The organism is Cryobacterium sp. TMT1-19, from assembly GCF_004403055.1.
Classification (GTDB): Bacteria; Actinomycetota; Actinomycetes; order Actinomycetales; family Microbacteriaceae; genus Cryobacterium; species Cryobacterium sandaracinum.
The window spans coordinates 50,363-67,331 of sequence record NZ_SOHB01000022.1 but is presented as its reverse complement, the minus strand read 5'-3'; the positions used below and the strand labels follow the sequence as shown (position 1 = coordinate 67,331).

The 16,969-nt window shown below is 68.9% G+C and carries 14 protein-coding genes; 9 read left to right on the top strand and 5 right to left on the bottom strand.

Annotation, left to right across the window (positions count from 1 at the left end):
• Positions 1–253 precede the first annotated feature (253 nt).
• The 5 genes from E3T40_RS05890 to E3T40_RS05870 form a co-directional block, all read right to left on the bottom strand.
• The gene (locus E3T40_RS05890) at positions 254–961 is read right to left on the bottom strand and encodes an ABC transporter ATP-binding protein (RefSeq protein ID WP_104170547.1); all 708 of its coding nucleotides are present in this window, start codon (positions 959–961) and stop codon (positions 254–256) included.
• Positions 958–2,874, bottom strand: coding sequence for an ATP-binding cassette domain-containing protein (locus E3T40_RS05885; RefSeq protein ID WP_104194137.1), 1,917 nt, complete (start codon positions 2,872–2,874; stop codon positions 958–960). The genes E3T40_RS05890 and E3T40_RS05885 overlap by 4 nt, the downstream gene beginning before the upstream one ends.
• Before the next feature lie 4 nt (positions 2,875–2,878).
• Complete coding sequence (locus tag E3T40_RS05880) at positions 2,879–3,751, bottom strand: branched-chain amino acid ABC transporter permease (RefSeq protein WP_158252000.1); 873 nt, start codon at positions 3,749–3,751, stop codon at positions 2,879–2,881.
• Between the two features lie 2 nt (positions 3,752–3,753).
• On the bottom strand, positions 3,754–4,938 hold the full coding sequence (locus tag E3T40_RS05875; RefSeq protein ID WP_104194135.1) for an ABC transporter substrate-binding protein: 1,185 nt from the start codon (positions 4,936–4,938) through the stop codon (positions 3,754–3,756).
• A gap of 175 nt (positions 4,939–5,113) precedes the next feature.
• Positions 5,114–6,034, bottom strand: coding sequence for an EamA family transporter (locus E3T40_RS05870; RefSeq protein ID WP_104170544.1), 921 nt, complete (start codon positions 6,032–6,034; stop codon positions 5,114–5,116).
• Positions 6,035–6,104: 70 nt separating this feature from the next.
• Between E3T40_RS05870 and E3T40_RS05865 the strand changes: the two genes are divergently transcribed.
• The 9 genes from E3T40_RS05865 (at position 6,105) to pip (ending at position 16,926) form a co-directional block, all read left to right on the top strand.
• A complete protein-coding gene (locus tag E3T40_RS05865; protein ID WP_104194134.1) occupies positions 6,105–6,773 on the top strand; it encodes a copper resistance CopC family protein in 669 nt (222 codons plus the stop codon).
• Between the two features lie 39 nt (positions 6,774–6,812).
• The gene (gene recQ / locus E3T40_RS05860; RefSeq protein WP_233193988.1) at positions 6,813–8,840 is read left to right on the top strand and encodes a DNA helicase RecQ; all 2,028 of its coding nucleotides are present in this window, start codon (positions 6,813–6,815) and stop codon (positions 8,838–8,840) included.
• Between the two features lie 62 nt (positions 8,841–8,902).
• A complete protein-coding gene (locus E3T40_RS05855) occupies positions 8,903–9,547 on the top strand; it encodes a trans-aconitate 2-methyltransferase (protein WP_104194133.1) in 645 nt (214 codons plus the stop codon).
• Positions 9,548–9,814: 267 nt separating this feature from the next.
• A complete protein-coding gene (locus E3T40_RS05850; protein WP_134542886.1) occupies positions 9,815–11,992 on the top strand; it encodes an acyl-CoA dehydrogenase in 2,178 nt (725 codons plus the stop codon).
• Positions 11,993–12,192: 200 nt separating this feature from the next.
• Positions 12,193–13,125, top strand: a complete 933-nt coding sequence (locus E3T40_RS05845; RefSeq protein ID WP_134542885.1) for an ABC transporter ATP-binding protein — start codon at positions 12,193–12,195, stop codon at positions 13,123–13,125.
• Positions 13,122–14,003 carry an ABC transporter permease gene (locus E3T40_RS05840; protein WP_134542884.1) on the top strand — a complete coding sequence of 294 codons (882 nt, stop codon included), beginning with the start codon at positions 13,122–13,124 and terminating at the stop codon, positions 14,001–14,003. Before E3T40_RS05845 ends, E3T40_RS05840 begins: the two co-directional genes overlap by 4 nt.
• A 10-nt stretch (positions 14,004–14,013) precedes the next feature.
• A complete protein-coding gene (locus E3T40_RS05835) occupies positions 14,014–15,291 on the top strand; it encodes a sensor histidine kinase (protein WP_233193987.1) in 1,278 nt (425 codons plus the stop codon).
• Positions 15,288–15,959 (top strand): response regulator transcription factor, encoded by a 672-nt coding sequence (locus tag E3T40_RS05830; RefSeq protein WP_134542883.1) that lies wholly within the window; start codon positions 15,288–15,290, stop codon positions 15,957–15,959. Before E3T40_RS05835 ends, E3T40_RS05830 begins: the two co-directional genes overlap by 4 nt.
• Positions 15,960–15,969: 10 nt before the next feature.
• Positions 15,970–16,926: a prolyl aminopeptidase gene (gene pip, locus E3T40_RS05825; RefSeq protein ID WP_104102525.1), complete on the top strand. Its 957-nt coding sequence runs from the start codon at positions 15,970–15,972 to the stop codon at positions 16,924–16,926.
• Positions 16,927–16,969 lie beyond the last annotated feature (43 nt).

Sequence of the window (16,969 nt, the reverse complement as noted above, 5' to 3'; positions counted from 1 at the left end):
ACAGTCAGAAACCTAGACAGGAAGCGGCGTGCGGCCGTTAAGGCGCTCCGCAACACCCACGGATGAAGCAGGAGAGCCAAAATCTCCGTCGAATTCGTTAGGGCCGGTCGCCGCGGTCGCCCGCAGCGACCACATCCGCAGCATCTGCCGACCAGGTCCGCGGCGCGGGTTCTACGCCGCTGCGCGGCTGGCACGCCACGCGCTTTGCGGCGCAGCACCCGCGTACCGCTCCTGGAGCGTGCGACGGATGCCGCTACGCGGCTGCGCCACCCAGGTAGGCGTTGTGCACCTCGGGGAGTTCCACGAGCTCGGCCGGGGTTCCCGTGAGGGCCACCCGTCCGCGGTGCATGACCACTGCCCGGTGCGCGATCTTGAACGAGGCGCGCACATTCTGTTCCACGAGGAGAACCGCGAGCTGCTTCTCGACGCAGAGCCGGGAGAGCACGTCCATGATCTCCGCGACCACCTTCGGCGCGAGGCCGATGGACGGCTCGTCCAGCATGATCGCCGTCGGGTTCGCCATCAGGCCGCGCCCGATCGCCACCATCTGCTGCTCGCCACCCGAGAGGGTTCCGGCGGCCTGACCCATCCGGGTGCGCAGCCGGGGGAACAGCTTGAGGATCGAGTCGACGTCGCCGTGGCCCTTCTTCGTCCAGGCACCCAGCATGAGGTTGTCACGCACCGAGAGGGTCGGGAAGCACAGCCGGTTCTCGGGCACATGGGTCAGGCCGAATCCGGCCATCTTCTCCGTGGGCTTCCCGGTGATCGTGCGACCCTCGAGGCTCACGCTGCCCCCGGTGGGCCGGATGAGGCCGCTGACGGCTCGCAGCAGGGTCGTCTTTCCGGCCCCGTTCGAGCCCACCACAGCCACGATCTCCCCACGCGCCACCTCGAAGCTGACCTCGTGCAGCACCGCGAGCTTGCCATAGCCGGCGTCCAGTCCGGAAACGATCAGCGTCATGCGTGCTCCTCCAATTCGTTCAGTTCCGCTTCGGCCTCGTCGAGGTCCGTGCCCAGGTAGGCAACGACCACGGCGGGGTCATTGCGCACGGAAACCGGGTCGCCGTAGGCGATGAGCACACCGTCGTCGAGCACCGCGACATGGTCGGCGAGGGACATGACCTGCGCCACATCGTGCTCGACGAGCACGATCGTGAGCCCGGCGGTCCGCAGCCGCCGCAGCAGCTCGGCCATCACCTCGCGCTCAGCGCCGGATAGGCCGGCCATCGGCTCGTCGAGGAGGAGCAGGGCCGGCTCGGCGGCCAGAGCCCGGCAGACCTCCATGATTCGCTGCTTGCCGAACGACAGATCCGAGGCCGAGTCGTCCGCGGCATCCGAGAGTTTCATCGACTGCAGGATCTCGTAGGACGCGGCGCGGTGGGCGCTCTGCTCACCCGACTGCAGCCCCAGCATTCCGCGGAGGACGCCCGCGCTTCCCTTGCGGTACCTGCCCATGTACACGTTGCCGACGACATCCGTCGAGGTGAAGACCTGCAGGTTCTGGAACGTGCGGGTCAGCCCGTGCGCGGCGGCGACGTGCGGTTTGCGGCCGGAGATTACCTGGCCGAGGAACGTGACGGTGCCCTCGCTTGGGGTCAGTGCTCCGGAGATCATGTTGAAGCAGGTCGTCTTGCCGGCACCGTTGGGGCCGATCAGACCCAGGATGCTGCCGGCCGGCACGGTGAGGTTCACATCGTTGACGGCGACGACGCCGCCATATCGTTTGCTCAGTCCCTCGAGGACGAGGATCGGCTCACCGGCCGCGACCGGGGTGCTGACCGCCGGGAGCTGCGGAATCGTCGTGTCATCCTCCGGGACGTGCGCATGCGCGTCGCCGGGTGGGCGCTTCCCGGTGAACGGCAACTTCTGCCACAGCGTGGTCGCCGCCTGGTGGAGGCCGCCGGGCAGGAGCAGGATCACCAGGATCAGGACGATACCGTAACCGAGCAACTGCACCTCTCCGGTGGCGCCGGGGAAGACGGCCGGGATGACGTCGCGCATGCCCTCGCCGAGGAATTGCACAAGGAAGGCACCCGCGACGGCGCCCCAGACCGATCCCAGGCCCCCGATGACGACCATCAGCAGGATCGAGACCGACAGGTGGAATTCGGCGGTGGCGGGGCTCACGATCGCGACCTGGTAGGCGTAGAACACTCCGCCGAGGCCCGCGAAGCCGGCGGAGAGCACGAAGACTTCCAGCCGCAGCGCATAGGTGTTGACGCCGAGGCTCTCGGCGGCGAGTTCGGAGTCGTTGACGGCCGAGAGGGCGCGACCGGCGCGGCTGTGGGTGAGGTTGAGGGCCAGGATGAGCCCGATCACCACGAACGGCGTCACGAACCAGAGGAAGAAGCCGCTGTTGTCGATCGGGATCCCGAGCACCGTGGGTCGCGAGATGCCGTAGATGCCCGTGGTTCGTCCGGTGACATCCCATTCGCGCACGCCGATCATCACGATGAAGCCGAGCCCCAGCGTCGCCAGCGCGAGGTAGTGGCCGCGCAGGCGCATCAGCGGAAGGCCCACGAGCAGGGCGACCAGCATCGCGGCGAGAACACCGACGGTGGCCGCCACCGGGCCGGGCAGATCGAGCTTCGTCAGCAGGATCGCGTGGGTGTACGCGCCGATCGCGAAGAACGCGGCCTGCCCGAGGCTGACCTGCCCGGCCAGACCCATCAGCAGGTTGAGCCCGATGGCCGGCAGGGCGAAGATCATGGCGAACACGACGATGTTCATAACCGAGGAACTTGCCGTGAAGGGGACCACGATCATCAGCGCGACGAGCACGCCGCAGCCGATCAGCGTGCTCTTGTTGTTCGCCCAGAAACGCGTGCGGAGGGAGCGCGTCCCGGCGAGGCTAGGTGTGGTTGCATGTGTCATTTCGCTACACCCTGACCGCTGTGGGCTTGAGAACGAGGCCCTGGGGACGGACGACGAGCACAAGGATGAGGATGAGGAAGGCGGCGCCGTCCCTCAGGCCGGACGAGACGTACCCGGCCACGTAGGCCTCGATCACGCCGAGCAGGAGAGCCCCGACGATCGCGGCACGAAAGGAGACGAAGCCGCCGAGGACGGCGGCGACGAAGCCCTTGAGGCCGAGCAGTACGCCGCCCGACCAGAGCGAGAGGTAGATCGGGGAAGCCACCACGCCGGCGACACCCCCGACGAAACCCGCAATCGCGAAAGCCAGCACTGACGCGGTGACCGGTGAGATCCCCACGATGCGCGCCGCAACGGGCTGCTCCGCACACGCCCGCAGGGCCTTGCCCCAGCGCGACTTCTCGTAGAAGAGCACGATTCCGCCGCCGACCACGACGAGGGCGCCGATCATCCAGAATTCCTGAGAACGGATGCTCACCCCGCCGATCAGAATGTTGGTCCCCGGGAACAGGGGCACCCCCTTGGCCTCGGGCCCCCAGGCCAGCAGCATGATCGCCTGCAGCAGAGTCGAGACGCCGAGGGTCAGGATGATGGACGTGAGCGGGGTCAGCTTCTTCACCCGCGCGATGATCAGTCGTTCCATCGCAATGGCCACCAGGGTCACCGAGAGGATGGCGAACAGGATCGCGAGAAGGAGCGGCATCCCGGCCGCGGCGAGCCAGGCACTCCCCAGTCCGGCCAGCATCGCGAACTCGCCCTGGGCGATGTTGATGACGTGGCGAACCGTGTAGACGGCGATCAGGCCGACGGCGAGCAGGGCGTACACAGAGCCCTGTGAAAGCCCTGCCACCGTCAACTGCAGGAAATCAGTGAGCACGATTAGTCCTTGAGGAGGTTCCAGCGACCATCCTCGGCCTCAGCCAGGATGAGGGCGGTGGCGTCGAGGCCGGAGTGGTTCTTCGCGGTCATCTGGAAGACTCCGGAGATCCCGGTCCACTGGGCGCTCTCGAGTTCGTCGCGCAGGGCATCCGCGTCGGTGCCGGCGGCCTCGATCGCGTTGACGGCGATGTGCCAGGCATCGAACGCGTGGCCCGCGAAACCGGACGGCTGCTCGCCGTAGGCCGCGTTGTAGTCCGCCTGGAACTGCTCGATGACCTCGCGCTGGGTGTTGTCGGCCGCCAGCTGGTCGGCGACGAGCAGGCGGCCCATCGGGGCGATGACGCCGTTGGCGGCGTCACCGGCGGCGTCGAAGAATGCCTGGTTCGAGATGCCGTGCGAGTGGTAGACCGGCTTGTTCACGCTGAGCTGCACATAGGCCTTCTGGGCCAGGCCGGCCGAGGGGTTGATGCCCCAGATGATGACGGCGTCGGAGTCCGAGCCGCGCACGTTGGTCATCTGCGGGGTGAAGTCGGTCGCGCTCGGCTCGAAGGCCTCCGTCATGACCAGGGTGATGCCGCGCTCGGCGCCGAGGTCTGTGATGTACTCCGCGACCCCTTCGCCGAAACCGCTTGCGTCGCGCACGAGGGCCAGCTTGGTGTATCCCTTCGCCTCGGCGTCGTCGAGGATGCGCTCGAGCACGACCACGTCGTTCTGTGCGGTCTTGAAGACCCACTTCGAGCCCTCGACGATGGCCACGTTGGCCGCGACGGAGATCATCGGGATCTTCGCGGCTTCCGCGATGGGGCGCATGGCCAGGCTGGGCCCGGTGCGTGAGGCACCGATGATGATGTCGACCTTGTCGCTCTCGATCAGCTTGCTCGTGGCCTTGGCCGCGCCGTCCTCGGTCGACTGGTTGTCGATGATGGTGAGCTCGACGTCGCGGCCGTCGATGCCGCCGTCGTCGTTGAGCTGCTTGGCCAGCATTGTGAGCGTGTTCTGCTCCGGCACGCCGAGGCTGGCGCCGACGCCGGTGACGTCGAGAACCGCGCCGATCTTGATCGGGCCGGCCTCCGCTGCAGGGTCTTCCTTGGCCGTTCCCCCCAGGTTCGAGGTGCTGCATCCGGCCAGCGCAAGGGCTGTGATAACGGCAATCGGCGCGATGAAACGCAGACGAGACTTCTTCATTGGAATCTCCTTCAGAGGAACAGATAATTAGTGACCGACCAGTCGTTCACTAATTCAGGTGTGGGCCTGACAGTACCGTGGCATCGCCGCGCGCGGCAAGGGTCCCGAGGCAGTCGTTCGTAACGAGTGGGTGACGGTGTCGGCGGTGAAAGGATGCCAGTCGGCGCCCGGTCCGTCAGGCCAGCGTGAGCATCCCGGCCGCGCCGAGGGCGAGCGCGAGGCCCAACCACTGCACCGGCGCGATCCGTTCCCGGAGCACCACGGCGGCGAGCAGGATCGTGCCGGCCGGGTACATTGCCGTGAGTACGCTCATCACGCTGAGGTCCCCGGCGCGCATGCCGAGCAGCAGCAACACATTGGCCACGACGTCGATCACGCCGCAGGCCACGGCCAGCCGCAGCCCGATGGTGAGCGTCGAGCGGGGCTGCGGCGCGGCATCCGTCACCGGTCTGAACGAGCCCGTCATCGGCGCGGTCGTCACCAGTGAACGTCGCCGCCGCAACGCGACCAGGGCGAGCAGCCCGACCACGGAGAACATGATCGCCGCATTCACCGCGCGGTTCATCACCAGCGGCACGAGCCCGCTGTCCGCCGGGGTCAGGTCGATCATCACCATGAAGGCGCCGATCATCGTGCCGGAGCCGAGGGCCATCAGCACGCCGAGCAGGCTCGGCCGCACGGCGCCGCGCTCGGGCACGAAACCCACGAGCACCACCGCCACGAGCGCCAGGCCGAGCGCCCAGTAGCCGATCGGGGCGAGGCGGTCGCTGCCGGCCAGCCCCACCGTCATCGGCACGACCGCCGACACCACGGCCGTGAGCGGAGAGAGGATGCTCATCGGCCCGATCGCGAGGCAGGCATAGAGCAGCGAGATCGCGATTGCGCCGCTGACTCCGGACAATCCGCCCCACAGCACGGCCGACGGCGACCAGACCCCCACCACAAACGGTAGGGCGAGCAGCAGGGCCACGAGCCCGGATGCCGCGGCGACGGCCGTCACGAGCAGGGAACTCATGCGCTTGGCGGCGAGCCCGCCAAGGAAGTCGGCACTCCCGAAGATGAGTGCGCCGGTGAGGCCGAGGACCGCGGTAAGCATAGAAAACGAGCTTAGCGAGTGGCCGGTATCCTAAAACCCACAACTGTGTGAGGCGGGGAGACAGGTCGCTGTGAAACGAGGGAACAGGGCGCGGCAGTGGGCAGCGCTCGCGCTGGGCGCCGCCGTGGTGGCCGCGGTGCTGGGGTGGTCCGCCGCCCCGGCGTCGGCCCACAACTCCGTGGGCGGGTCCTCCCCGGCCGCGGGGGCCGTCGTGACTGAACAGCCTTCGCTGTTCACCGTGACAACGAACGACGCCCTGCTTGACCTCGGCGGCGGGGGAGCGGGCAGCGGGATGCTCATCAGCGGGCCCGCGCGTGCGGCCACGCCTCTCTACTACGGTGACGGCTGTATCAGCCTGCTCGGCCCGACCGTCGAGACCAAGGCCCAGCTGGGCCAGCCGGGCGAGTACACGGTGACCTGGCAGGTGGTCTCGACCGACGGGCATCCGGTGTCCGGCGACTTCACCTTCACCTGGCAACCGGCCGCCGACCAGGCATTGGCTGAAGGATCCCCGGCCAAGCCGGTCTGCGCCGAGACCGCGGACGCCGCCGCGGATGCGGCTTCCCCGGATTCCACCGACACAAGCGCCGTCGCCCTCGCCGAAGCCCCCCTCGTCGCCGTCTGGATCGCCGCCGCCCTCGGTGCCGTCCTCCTCGCCGTGGCTGGATCCCTCCTCGCCATCCGCCGACGCGCGCCGCGCCCACCGAATCAGCCCGAGCAGCCCGACCAGCCCGCGTAGCCGACCCGCACCATCGGAGGGCGCAGGTAGAGTTGCCGGGTGAGTTGGAACGCCGAAATACCGTGGAATCCTGACGAGTTCGAACCACCCGACGAATTCGACGCCCCGCCACCGCCCGACGGCTATGCCGGCGGAGCCAGGGAGTGGGAACCTGCCCCGGACCTGGCGGGCCCGGCAGGCCGCGCTGGTGCCGGCGCATCCGCCCTTCGCGTACCCGCAACCCCGCCCCGCCGCGCCACCGCGAAGTTCGCGACGGCCGGCGAGGCCCTGCGCACGGTCTTCGGCTACGACTCCTTCCGCGGCGAGCAGGCCGCCATCATCGACCAGGTCATCAACGGCAACGACGCCGTCGTGCTGATGCCCACCGGTGGCGGTAAGAGCCTGTGCTATCAGATCCCCTCGCTCGTGCGGGAGGGCACCGGCATCGTCATCTCGCCGCTGATCGCCCTCATGCAAGACCAGGTCGACGCGCTCACCGCCGTGGGCGTGCGCGCCGCGTTCCTCAACTCCAGCCAGGACTCCGCCGCTCGGGGCACGGTCGAGCGCGACTACCTCGCCGGCAACCTCGACCTGCTCTACGTCGCCCCCGAGCGACTCTCCTCCGAGGCCACCAAGCGTTTCCTCGACCGCGGCACCATCGCCCTCTTCGCCATCGACGAGGCCCACTGCGTGTCGCAGTGGGGGCACGACTTCCGGCCCGACTACCTGGCCCTGTCCGACCTGGCCGACCGCTGGCCCGACGTTCCCCGCATCGCTCTCACCGCCACGGCCACCGACGCCACCCATAAAGAGATCACCACCCGGCTACAGATGGGCGATGCCCGGCACTTCGTCGCCAGCTTCGACCGGCCCAACATCCAATACCGCATCGTCGGCAAGGCAGAGCCGCGCAAGCAGCTTCTGGCCTTCATCAAGGCCGAGCACCCCACGGATGCCGGCATCGTCTATGCCCTCAGTCGCAAGACCGTCGAGGCGACCGCCGAATTTCTGCGCCAGAACGGGCTCAACGCGCTGCCCTACCACGCGGGCCTCGACCAGGGGTTGCGCGCCCGCACCCAGTCCCGGTTCCTCCGTGAGGAGGGCGTCATCATCGTCGCCACGATCGCGTTCGGCATGGGCATCGACAAACCGGATGTGCGTTTCGTCGCCCACATCGACCTGCCCAAGTCCGTCGAGGGCTACTACCAGGAGACTGGCCGCGCGGGCCGCGACGGCCTGCCCTCCACCGGCTGGCTCACCTATGGCCTGCAAGACGTCGTGCAGCAGCGCCGCATGATCGACGAGTCGCCCGGCGACCTCGGCCACCGGCGCAAGCTCTCCGCCCACCTCGACGCCATGCTCGCGCTCTGCGAGACCGTCAGCTGCCGCCGGGTCAACCTGCTGCGCTACTTCGGCCAGTCCAGCGAGCCGTGCGGCAACTGCGACACCTGCCTCGAACCCCCCGTCGGCTGGGACGGCACCGTCCCCGCCCAGAAACTGCTCTCCACCGTGGTGCGCCTGCTGCGCGAGCGCAATCAGCGCTTCGGCGCCGGGCAGCTCATCGACATTCTGCGCGGCAAGGTGACCCCGCGCACCACTCAGCACAGCCACGACCAGCTGGCCACCTGGGGCATCGGTGCCGACCTCAGCGACCAGCAGTGGCGCGGCGTCGTGCGGCAGCTCCTCGCCCAGGGTTTCCTGGCCACCTCCGGCGAATACGGCACCCTGGTGCTGACGGATGCCGCCGCGGAGGTCCTCGCTGGCCGCCGGACAGTGGAGCTCCGCACCGAGCCCGAACGGGCCGCCCGCCCCGCGGCCGGGGCCCGCAAGAGCGCCGCGAAGGCGGCCGCGGCCGATCTCAGCCCCGAGCAGGAGACCCTGTTCGCGGCGCTGCGGGTCTGGCGCTCCGCCCAGTCCAAAGAGCAGGGCGTGCCGGCCTACATCATCTTCGGCGACGCAACCCTGCTGGCGATCGCCGCGACGAAGCCGGCCACCCTGGCCGACCTCGACGGCATCTCCGGCGTCGGTGCCAAGAAGCTCGACGCCTACGGCGCCGCCCTCCTCGAGGTCGTGTCCGCCGGAACCTGACGCCTCCCGTCCCGTCCCGGACCCAACCCGCGGCATCCCGCAGGACCGGGTAGAACTGAGTCATGGACTGGACCGAGTACTTCAACGCTCAGGCCGGTCGCCCACCGCGTGCGGTGCTGCTCCGTGCCCTCGACCTCCGTGCCCTCGACCTCCGCGCCGACGCGCCACCCGCCCCACCCGGCACTGCGATCGACTTGGGCTGCGGTGCGGGCACCGAGACCCGGCACCTGCTCGCCGCCGGCTGGACCGTACACGCGTTCGACGCCGACCCGGGCTCCGAGGCCAGGGTCCGGACGGGCCTTCGCGCCGCGGAGCAGTCCCGCCTGGTCTTTCACCGGTCCCGCTTCGAGGATCTCCCCGAGTTGCCCGCCGCAGACCTCGTCTATGCGGGGTTTTCCCTGCCCTTCTGCGACCCCGCGGTGTTCCCCGACCTGTGGGCGGGCATCCGCGCGGCGCTGAAGCCCGGCGCCTGGTTCGCCGGAGAATTCTTCGGCCCCCACGATGAATGGGCCGGCCGCGCAGACATGAACTTCCATGATCGCGGCCAGGTCGAGGCGCTCCTGGCCGGTCTGCACGTCGTCGGCCTCGTCGAAGACGACCGCCCCGGTCAGTCCGCATTCGGCCCTCGCTACTGGCACCTCTTCCACGTCACCGCCCGCACCCCGACGACCTGTGCCCCGACGAATTCGACGGAGATTTTGAGCTAAAGCCACGTTTGGGGCTTGTTTTAGGGCTTCTAGGGCAAAATCTCCGTCGAATTCGTTAGGAGCGGCCGGGCCGTCGCTCCGGCAGAGGTGGTGCCCCGTTTGTGGGTAACGGTGCCGTCAGACCCTTTACCGCTGTGGAAACCTACAAGACGAATGCCGGGCGGAGCCTCCTTCGTTGTAGGCCCGTCACGCACTATTTCCCCGCTTCGTGAGAGCCGCCTAGCGTGTAAGAAAATTTCGAGTTCGCGCGAAGACGAAGGACCAATGATGGTTGACACTGCTCAGCGCTCCAACAGCACTACCCCCGCCAAGACGGAGAAGACCCGCGCCAAGACGGACAAGAAGACGGACGCGACCCTGGCCACGACCGTCGCCGTCACGCCCCCCGTGGCGCCCGGCGTCGACACCGGCCCCGTCATGATCGCCGGCCAGGCCGGTGCCCCCACGGTCAACATCGAGTCGCTGCACCGGCAGCTGCTCGGCACCTGGGCCGACGTGCGCCTGCGGGCGCGCGAGCTCACGGCCAAGCCCGAACTGCAGCGCATCGAGGGTCAATCCATGGCCGAGCACCGCGAACGCGTGCTGGGCCAGCTCCTGATCCTGGCCGAGAACGGGCACGTGCACCGCGCGTTCCCGACGCACCTGGGCGGCGCCGACGACCACGGCGGAAACATCGCCGGGTTCGAGGAACTCGTCACCGCCGACCCCAGCCTGCAGATCAAGGCGGGCGTGCAGTGGGGTCTGTTCGGCGCGGCCGTGCTGCACCTCGGCACCAAGAAGCACCACGACGCCTACCTGCCGGGCATCATGACCATGCAGGTCCCGGGCGTCTTCGCGATGACCGAGACCGGACACGGCTCGGATGTCGCGGCCATCGGCACGACTTCGACCTACGACCCTGCCACGCAGGAATTCGTTATCGACACCCCGTTCCGCGCGGCGTGGAAGGACTACCTCGGAAACGCCGCGAAAGACGGCATCGCCGCCGTTCTCTTCGCCCAGCTGATCACCGCGGGCGTCAACCATGGAGTGCACGCATTCTGGGTGCCGATCCGCGACGAGTCCGGGGATTTCCTCCCCGGCATCGGTGGCGAGGACGACGGCCTCAAGGGCGGCCTCAACGGCATCGACAACGGGCGGCTCCACTTCGACGGGGTGCGCATCCCCCGCGAAAACCTGCTCAATCGCTATGGCGACGTCGCCGAGGACGGGACCTACACCAGCCCGATCTCCAGCCCCGGCCGCCGCTTTTTCACCATGCTCGGCACCCTCGTGCAGGGCCGCGTCTCGCTCGACGGCGCCGCCACCCAGGCTTCGGCGATGGCCCTCACGATCGCCATCACCTACGGCAGCCAGCGCCGCCAGTTCAACGCCGGTAGCGACACCGACGAGGAGGTCATCCTCGACTACCAGCGCCACCAGCGCCGTCTGCTGCCGCGCCTGGCCACGACCTACGCGCACACGTTCGCCCACGACGAGTTCCTGGTCAAGTTCGATCAGGTCTTCAGCGGCCAGGCCGACACGGATGCCGACCGGCAAGACCTCGAAACCCTCGCCGCCGCCCTCAAGCCGCTCTCGACCTGGCACGCTCTCGACACCCTGCAGGAGGCCCGCGAAGCCTGCGGCGGCGCCGGATTCCTGGCCGAGAACCGGCTGGTCGGCCTGCGCGCCGACCTGGACGTCTTCGCCACCTTCGAGGGCGACAACAACGTGCTCCTGCAGCTCGTCGCGAAGCGTCTGCTCACCGACTACAGCCGCAAGTTCGCCTCAGCCGGCCCGGGCGTGCTCGCCCGCTACGTCGTGCAGCAAGCTGCCGGCCGCGCCTACCACGGTAGCGGGCTCCGCACCCTGGGCCAGGCGGTCTCCGACTTCGGCTCCACCGCTCGCTCCGTGGGCCACCTCCGCGACACCGCGGTGCAGCGGGAGCTGCTCACCGACCGGGTCGAAACCATGATCGCCGAGATCGCGGGCAAGCTCCGCTCGGCCGGCAAGCTGGCACCGAAGGATGCCGCGGCCCTCTTCAACGCCAACCAGGACCAGCTGATCGAGGCGGCCCGTTCGCACGGCGAGCTGCTGCAGTGGGAGGCGTTCACCCGGGCGGTCGAGACCGCCGAAGACGCCGGCACGAAGCAGGTCCTGACCTGGCTGCGCGACCTGTTCGGCCTCGGGCTGGTGGAGAAGCACCTGGCCTGGTACCTGATCCACGGGCGCCTGTCGGCCAAGCGGGCACAGTCGGTCACGGCCTACATCGACCGCATCATCGCCCGGCTCCGCCCCCACGCCGTCGACCTGGTCGACGCCTTCGGTTACAGCCAGGACCACCTCCGGTCGGCAATCGCCAGCGGTGCCGAGCAGGAGCGCCAGAACGAGGCCAGGGACTACTACCAAACCCAGCGTTCCAACGGCACCGCTCCCCGCGCCGAGAAGGCTCCCGCCAAGAGGTAGCCCCGATCCGGTGGAGAGTGCCCGTTCCGCCGGCCGCTCTCTACCGGAACGGGCACCCTCGTGTCGTACCCAGGTACGAGGCCGGCGGGCGCACAAGCGTCCGCTGGGCCGATGCGTGCAGCATCCGTCCCCCGTAGCGTCGATGACGGGCCGATTTCACACGGTGAGACCGGCCCCACCGATGTACAACGAGGAGACGGATGATTCAGGCACAGTCCCTGACCAAACGGCACGGCGGCAAGACCGCGGTCGACGCGATCGACTTCACCGTGCAGCCCGGCAAGGTGACCGGCCTGCTGGGTCCGAACGGCGCCGGCAAGAGCACCATCATGCGCATGATCGTCGGACTGGACCGGCCGACCGCCGGCTCGGTCACGGTCAACGGCAAGCATTACAGCGAGCACCGGGCGCCGCTGTGCGAGGTGGGCGTGCTGCTCGACGCGAGGGCCGTGCACACCGGCCGCTCGGCCCGCAACCACCTGCTGGCCCTGGCGGCCACCCACGACATCCCGGCCGCCCGGGTCGACGAGGTGATCGAGCTCACCGGGATTGGAGCCGTCGCCCGCACGCGCGTCGGCGGCTTCTCCCTCGGCATGGGCCAGCGCCTCGGCATCGCAGCGGCGCTGCTCGGCGACCCTGCGGTGCTGATTCTCGACGAGCCCGTCAACGGGCTCGACCCCGAGGGTGTGCAGTGGGTGCGCCAGCTGATGCGGCACCTCGCCGCGGAGGGCCGCACCGTGCTGCTGTCCTCGCACATGATGAGCGAAATGGCTCTCACGGCCGACCACCTGATCATGCTGGGCCGGGGAAAGGTGATCGTGAATGCCCCGGTCTCCGAGATTATCGGCATGGCCGGCACGCACCGGGTGCGCGTGCGCACCCCTCAGTCCGCCCAGCTCGCGGCCCTGCTCGCCCAGCCCGACGTCACCGTCACCACCGGAGAGCCGGACCTGCTCGAGGTAACCGGTATTTCGGCCGGTGACATCGGCGAACAGGCCGCCGCCGCGGGCATCGTGCTGCACGAGCTGACCGGCGTGAGCGCGTCACTCGAAGAGGCTTACCTGGCCCTGACCCAAGACGAGGTGGAGTACCGCGCCAGCGGCTCCGCGCAACTGCAGGAGGCAGGACGATGACCGAGACAACCGCGACCAAGACGCCCGCGCCCGCTGCTTCCTCCTCCCCGGCCGCGGACGGCACCGTGCCCGGCGCCGCATCCGCTGTGCACGGCCTGAGCGCGGCGGGCTTGCTGCGGTCGGAGTGGATCAAGCTGCGCAGCGTGCGCTCGACCGCCTGGTCGTACGCCCTGCTCGTATTGGTCTCGCTCGCCCTCGCGGCGGTCATGTCCTCGACGCTCGACCTGCAGGGTGCGGACGCCTCGATGATCCCCGCGGCCGACCAGGCGACTTTTATCGCCCAGACCGCGACATTCGGGGTGTTCTTCGGCCAACTCATCGTGGCCGTCCTCGGCGCGCTGACCATCAGCGGCGAATACTCCACCGGCATGATTCGGTCCACGTTGACAGCGGTGCCGCGCCGGCTGCCCGCCCTCGCGGCGAAGGCCGCCGTGCTGTTCGTCACGACCTTCGTGATTGGTCTGGCCGCCAACCTCGGTTCCTATCTGGTGGCGTCGCTGGTGCTTTCCCGGCAGGGCTTGGGCGTCAGCATCGCGGATCCAGCCGTGTTCCTGCCGGTGCTCGGCGGTGCGCTCTACCTGGCCCTGATCGCGGTCTTCGCCCTCGGCATCGGCACCATCGTGCGCAGCGGGGCCGGCGGCATCGCGGTCGTGCTCGGTATCGTGCTGTTGCTCCCGATGGTGTTCCAGGTGATCGCTGCCCCGTGGGCCGCCGCGGTGCTGCCGTATCTGGTGTCGAACGCGGGCATCAACATGTTCGGGTTGATGTCGTTCAGCCCGGTGCCGATCGAATGGTGGGTCAACCTGCTGGTGGTGCTCGGCTGGCTCGCGGTCAGCTTGGTCGGTGCCGCTGTGGTGTTGAAGCGGAGGGACGCGTAGAGTCCTCTGAATGACCGAATCACTCCTCGCCCTCGGTCGGCCGCTTGTGCCGACCGAGGGCGAACTGCGTCTGCCGACACCGCCGGGGGTGGCCGGGCGGTTCTGGGCGCGGCATCCGTGGCTCAGCGATGCGCTGGTCGCGAGCGCCTATTTCGTGCCGATGGCCGTCGTCTTCCTGATCGACCTGACACGGCAGGCCGGACCCGGACTGCCGCCGCAGGCCATCATCACCGCCGCGGTGGTGATGGTCATCACGGCCGCACTGCTGGTCCGGCGGCATGCCCCGCTTCTCGTGCTCGGGGTGACCTGCGCAGGACTGGTCGTCGCTTTCCCCGGCCAGGGCGACACCCTGCCCGTGCTGATCGCGCTCTACACCGCCGCGGTCTACCGTGGCGTGCGAAGCGCCTGGTTCGGCCTCGCCGTGGCGATCGGCATCGGCGCCCTGGGTGCTTTTCTGGGCGCGAGCAGCTACGCATCCTGGCTTGCGGTCGCCTCCCAATCCGCGGTCCTCATGCTCGCGGCCACCCTGATCGGCGTCACGGTCGGCGATCGCAAGCGTTATGTGGCCGCGCTGGTCGAACTGGCCGCACAGCTGGCCCGAGAGCGCGACCAGCAGGCCCAGCTCGCCCGCATCACCGAACGCGGGCGCATCGCCCGGGAAATGCACGACATCATCGCGCACAGCCTCTCGGTCATGGTCGCGCTCGCCGACGGCGCCGACGCGCTGCTCGTCAAAGACCCGGAACGTTCGCGCGCTGCGCTGCGCGAGGTGGCCCGGACCGGCCGCGGCTCGATGTCCGAGATGCGCCGGCTGCTCGGCGTGCTGAGTGAGGGTCCTCAGGAGCAGGGCGACCCCGAGGGGACGGATGTCCCCCTCCGGCCCCAACCCGGCGCCGACCAGCTCGTCGACCTGGTCGAATCGTTCCGCGCCGCCGGACTGCCCGCCCGGCTGGAACTCACCGGGCGCATTCCCGGGAGCCAGGGTCTGCAGTTGACGGTCTACCGGATCGTGCAGGAATCGCTGACCAACGCGCTGCGGTATTCGGCGCATCCGACCGCGGTGACCGTGCGATTGACCCGGGTGCCGGGGCGGCTCGAGGTGGTCATCGCCGACGACGGCCGGAACGCGTCGGCCACATTGCCGTCGTCGGCTGCCGGGCGGGGCATCATCGGGCTGCGTGAGCGCGTCGCGCTCTACGACGGCACCCTCGTGGCCGGGTGCCGTCCCGGCGGCGGCTGGCAGGTGCGCGCGACGATGACGATCGACGAGACGGGGGAACGGGCATGACGCCGATCCGGATTTTGCTCGTCGACGACCAGGCGCTGCTGCGCACGGGCTTCCGGATGGTGCTCGAGGCCGAGGACGATTTTACCGTGGTGGCCGAGGCCGGCGACGGCGCCGCGGCGATCGCACTCGCCGCCGACCTGCATCCCGACGTCATCCTGATGGATGTGCGGATGCCCGGAATCGACGGCATCGAGGCCACACGGCGGATCACCGCCGCGTGCCCCGACAGCCGGATCATCATTCTCACCACTTTCGACCTCGACGAGTACGCCTTCGGTGGCCTCCGCGCGGGCGCGCGCGGGTTCCTGCTGAAAGACGCCCAGCCCGCTGAACTCACCGCGGCCATCCGGGCCGTGGCCTCGGGCGACGCCTCCGTTTCGGCGCGGGTGACCCGGCGCATGCTGGACCTGTTCGGAGCGAAGCTTCCGGGGGCAGAATGGGAGACCGACGGTACCGAAGCGGATGCCGACGCCGGCCGACTCGGCCTGCTCACCGAGCGGGAGCACGAGGTCTTCCTCGCGGTCGCGGAGGGTCTGTCGAACCCGGAGCTCGCCGAACGTTTCTTCCTGTCCGAGTCCACCGTCAAGAGCCACGTCGGACGCATCCTGGCCAAGCTTGAGTTGCGTGACCGCATCCAGGTCGTCATTCTGGCCCACCGGCTCGAATAGGCTCGGGGGTATGCGCACCTTCTACCCCGAGATCGAACCCTACGAAACCGGACTCCTCGAGGTCGGTGACGGGCAGACCATCTACTGGGAGGCATCCGGCAACCCCGACGGCAAGCCGGCCGTCTACCTGCACGGGGGGCCGGGCGGCGGATCGAGCCCGAAGCAACGCCGCGTCTTCGACCCGAAGAAGTACCGCATCATCCTTTTCGACCAGCGTGGCTGCGGTCAGAGCACGCCGCACGCGAGCGCGGCGGACGCCGACCTCACCACCAACACCACCTGGCACCTCGTGTCCGACCTCGAGAAACTGCGCGAGCACCTCGGGATCGAGCGTTGGCTGGTCTGCGGCGGGTCCTGGGGCAGCACCCTCAGCCTCGCATACGCCGAGACACACCCGGACCGGGTCACCGAACTCGTGTTGCGGGGCATTTTCACGCTGCGCCCGATGGAACTCGACTGGTTCTACGAGGGCGGCGCGTCGGCGATCTACCCGGACCTCTGGGAGAGCTTCATCGCCCCGGTTCCGGTGGAGGAGCGCGGCCACCTGATCAAGGCCTACAAGCGCCTGCTGCACGACCCCGACCAGTACGTGCGCGAGCGGGCCGGCGTGGCCTGGTCCACCTGGGAGTCCTCGACCATCACGCTGCTGCAGCAGCCCGACACGATCGCGCGTTTCACCGAGCCGGCCTTCGCGGTGGCCTTCGCCCGGATCGAGAACCACTACTTCACCAACTCGGGCTGGTTCGAGCCGAACCAGCTGATCCGCGACGCGGACCGGCTGAAAGACATTCCCGGCGTCATCGTGCAGGGCCGCTATGACATGTGCACCCCCGCGTTCACCGCCTGGGAGCTGCACCAGAACTGGCCAGAGGCCGATTTCAGGCTGATCCCGGATGCCGGTCACTCCTTCGACGAGCCGGGCAACCTGGACGCGATCATCGAGGCGACGGACCGCTTCGCGGCCTGAGGCCGGCGCGACGAACGAGGTCCAACACCCTGCGAATCTGGGC

Bases quoted from the DNA above. Each gene is read 5' to 3' on its own strand.
- pip (WP_104102525.1), top strand. From the start codon at position 15,970: ATGCGCACCTTCTACCCCGAGATCGAACCCTACGAAACCGGACTCCTC.
- E3T40_RS05835 (WP_233193987.1), top strand. From the start codon at position 14,014: ATGACCGAATCACTCCTCGCCCTCGGTCGGCCGCTTGTGCCGACCGAG.
- E3T40_RS05845 (WP_134542885.1), top strand. From the start codon at position 12,193: ATGATTCAGGCACAGTCCCTGACCAAACGGCACGGCGGCAAGACCGCG.
- E3T40_RS05890 (WP_104170547.1), bottom strand. From the start codon at position 961: ATGACGCTGATCGTTTCCGGACTGGACGCCGGCTATGGCAAGCTCGCG.
- E3T40_RS05840 (WP_134542884.1), top strand. From the start codon at position 13,122: ATGACCGAGACAACCGCGACCAAGACGCCCGCGCCCGCTGCTTCCTCC.
- E3T40_RS05830 (WP_134542883.1), top strand. From the start codon at position 15,288: ATGACGCCGATCCGGATTTTGCTCGTCGACGACCAGGCGCTGCTGCGC.
- E3T40_RS05885 (WP_104194137.1), bottom strand. From the start codon at position 2,874: ATGACACATGCAACCACACCTAGCCTCGCCGGGACGCGCTCCCTCCGC.
- E3T40_RS05855 (WP_104194133.1), top strand. From the start codon at position 8,903: ATGGACTGGACCGAGTACTTCAACGCTCAGGCCGGTCGCCCACCGCGT.
- E3T40_RS05870 (WP_104170544.1), bottom strand. From the start codon at position 6,034: ATGCTTACCGCGGTCCTCGGCCTCACCGGCGCACTCATCTTCGGGAGT.
- E3T40_RS05875 (WP_104194135.1), bottom strand. From the start codon at position 4,938: ATGAAGAAGTCTCGTCTGCGTTTCATCGCGCCGATTGCCGTTATCACA.
- E3T40_RS05850 (WP_134542886.1), top strand. From the start codon at position 9,815: ATGGTTGACACTGCTCAGCGCTCCAACAGCACTACCCCCGCCAAGACG.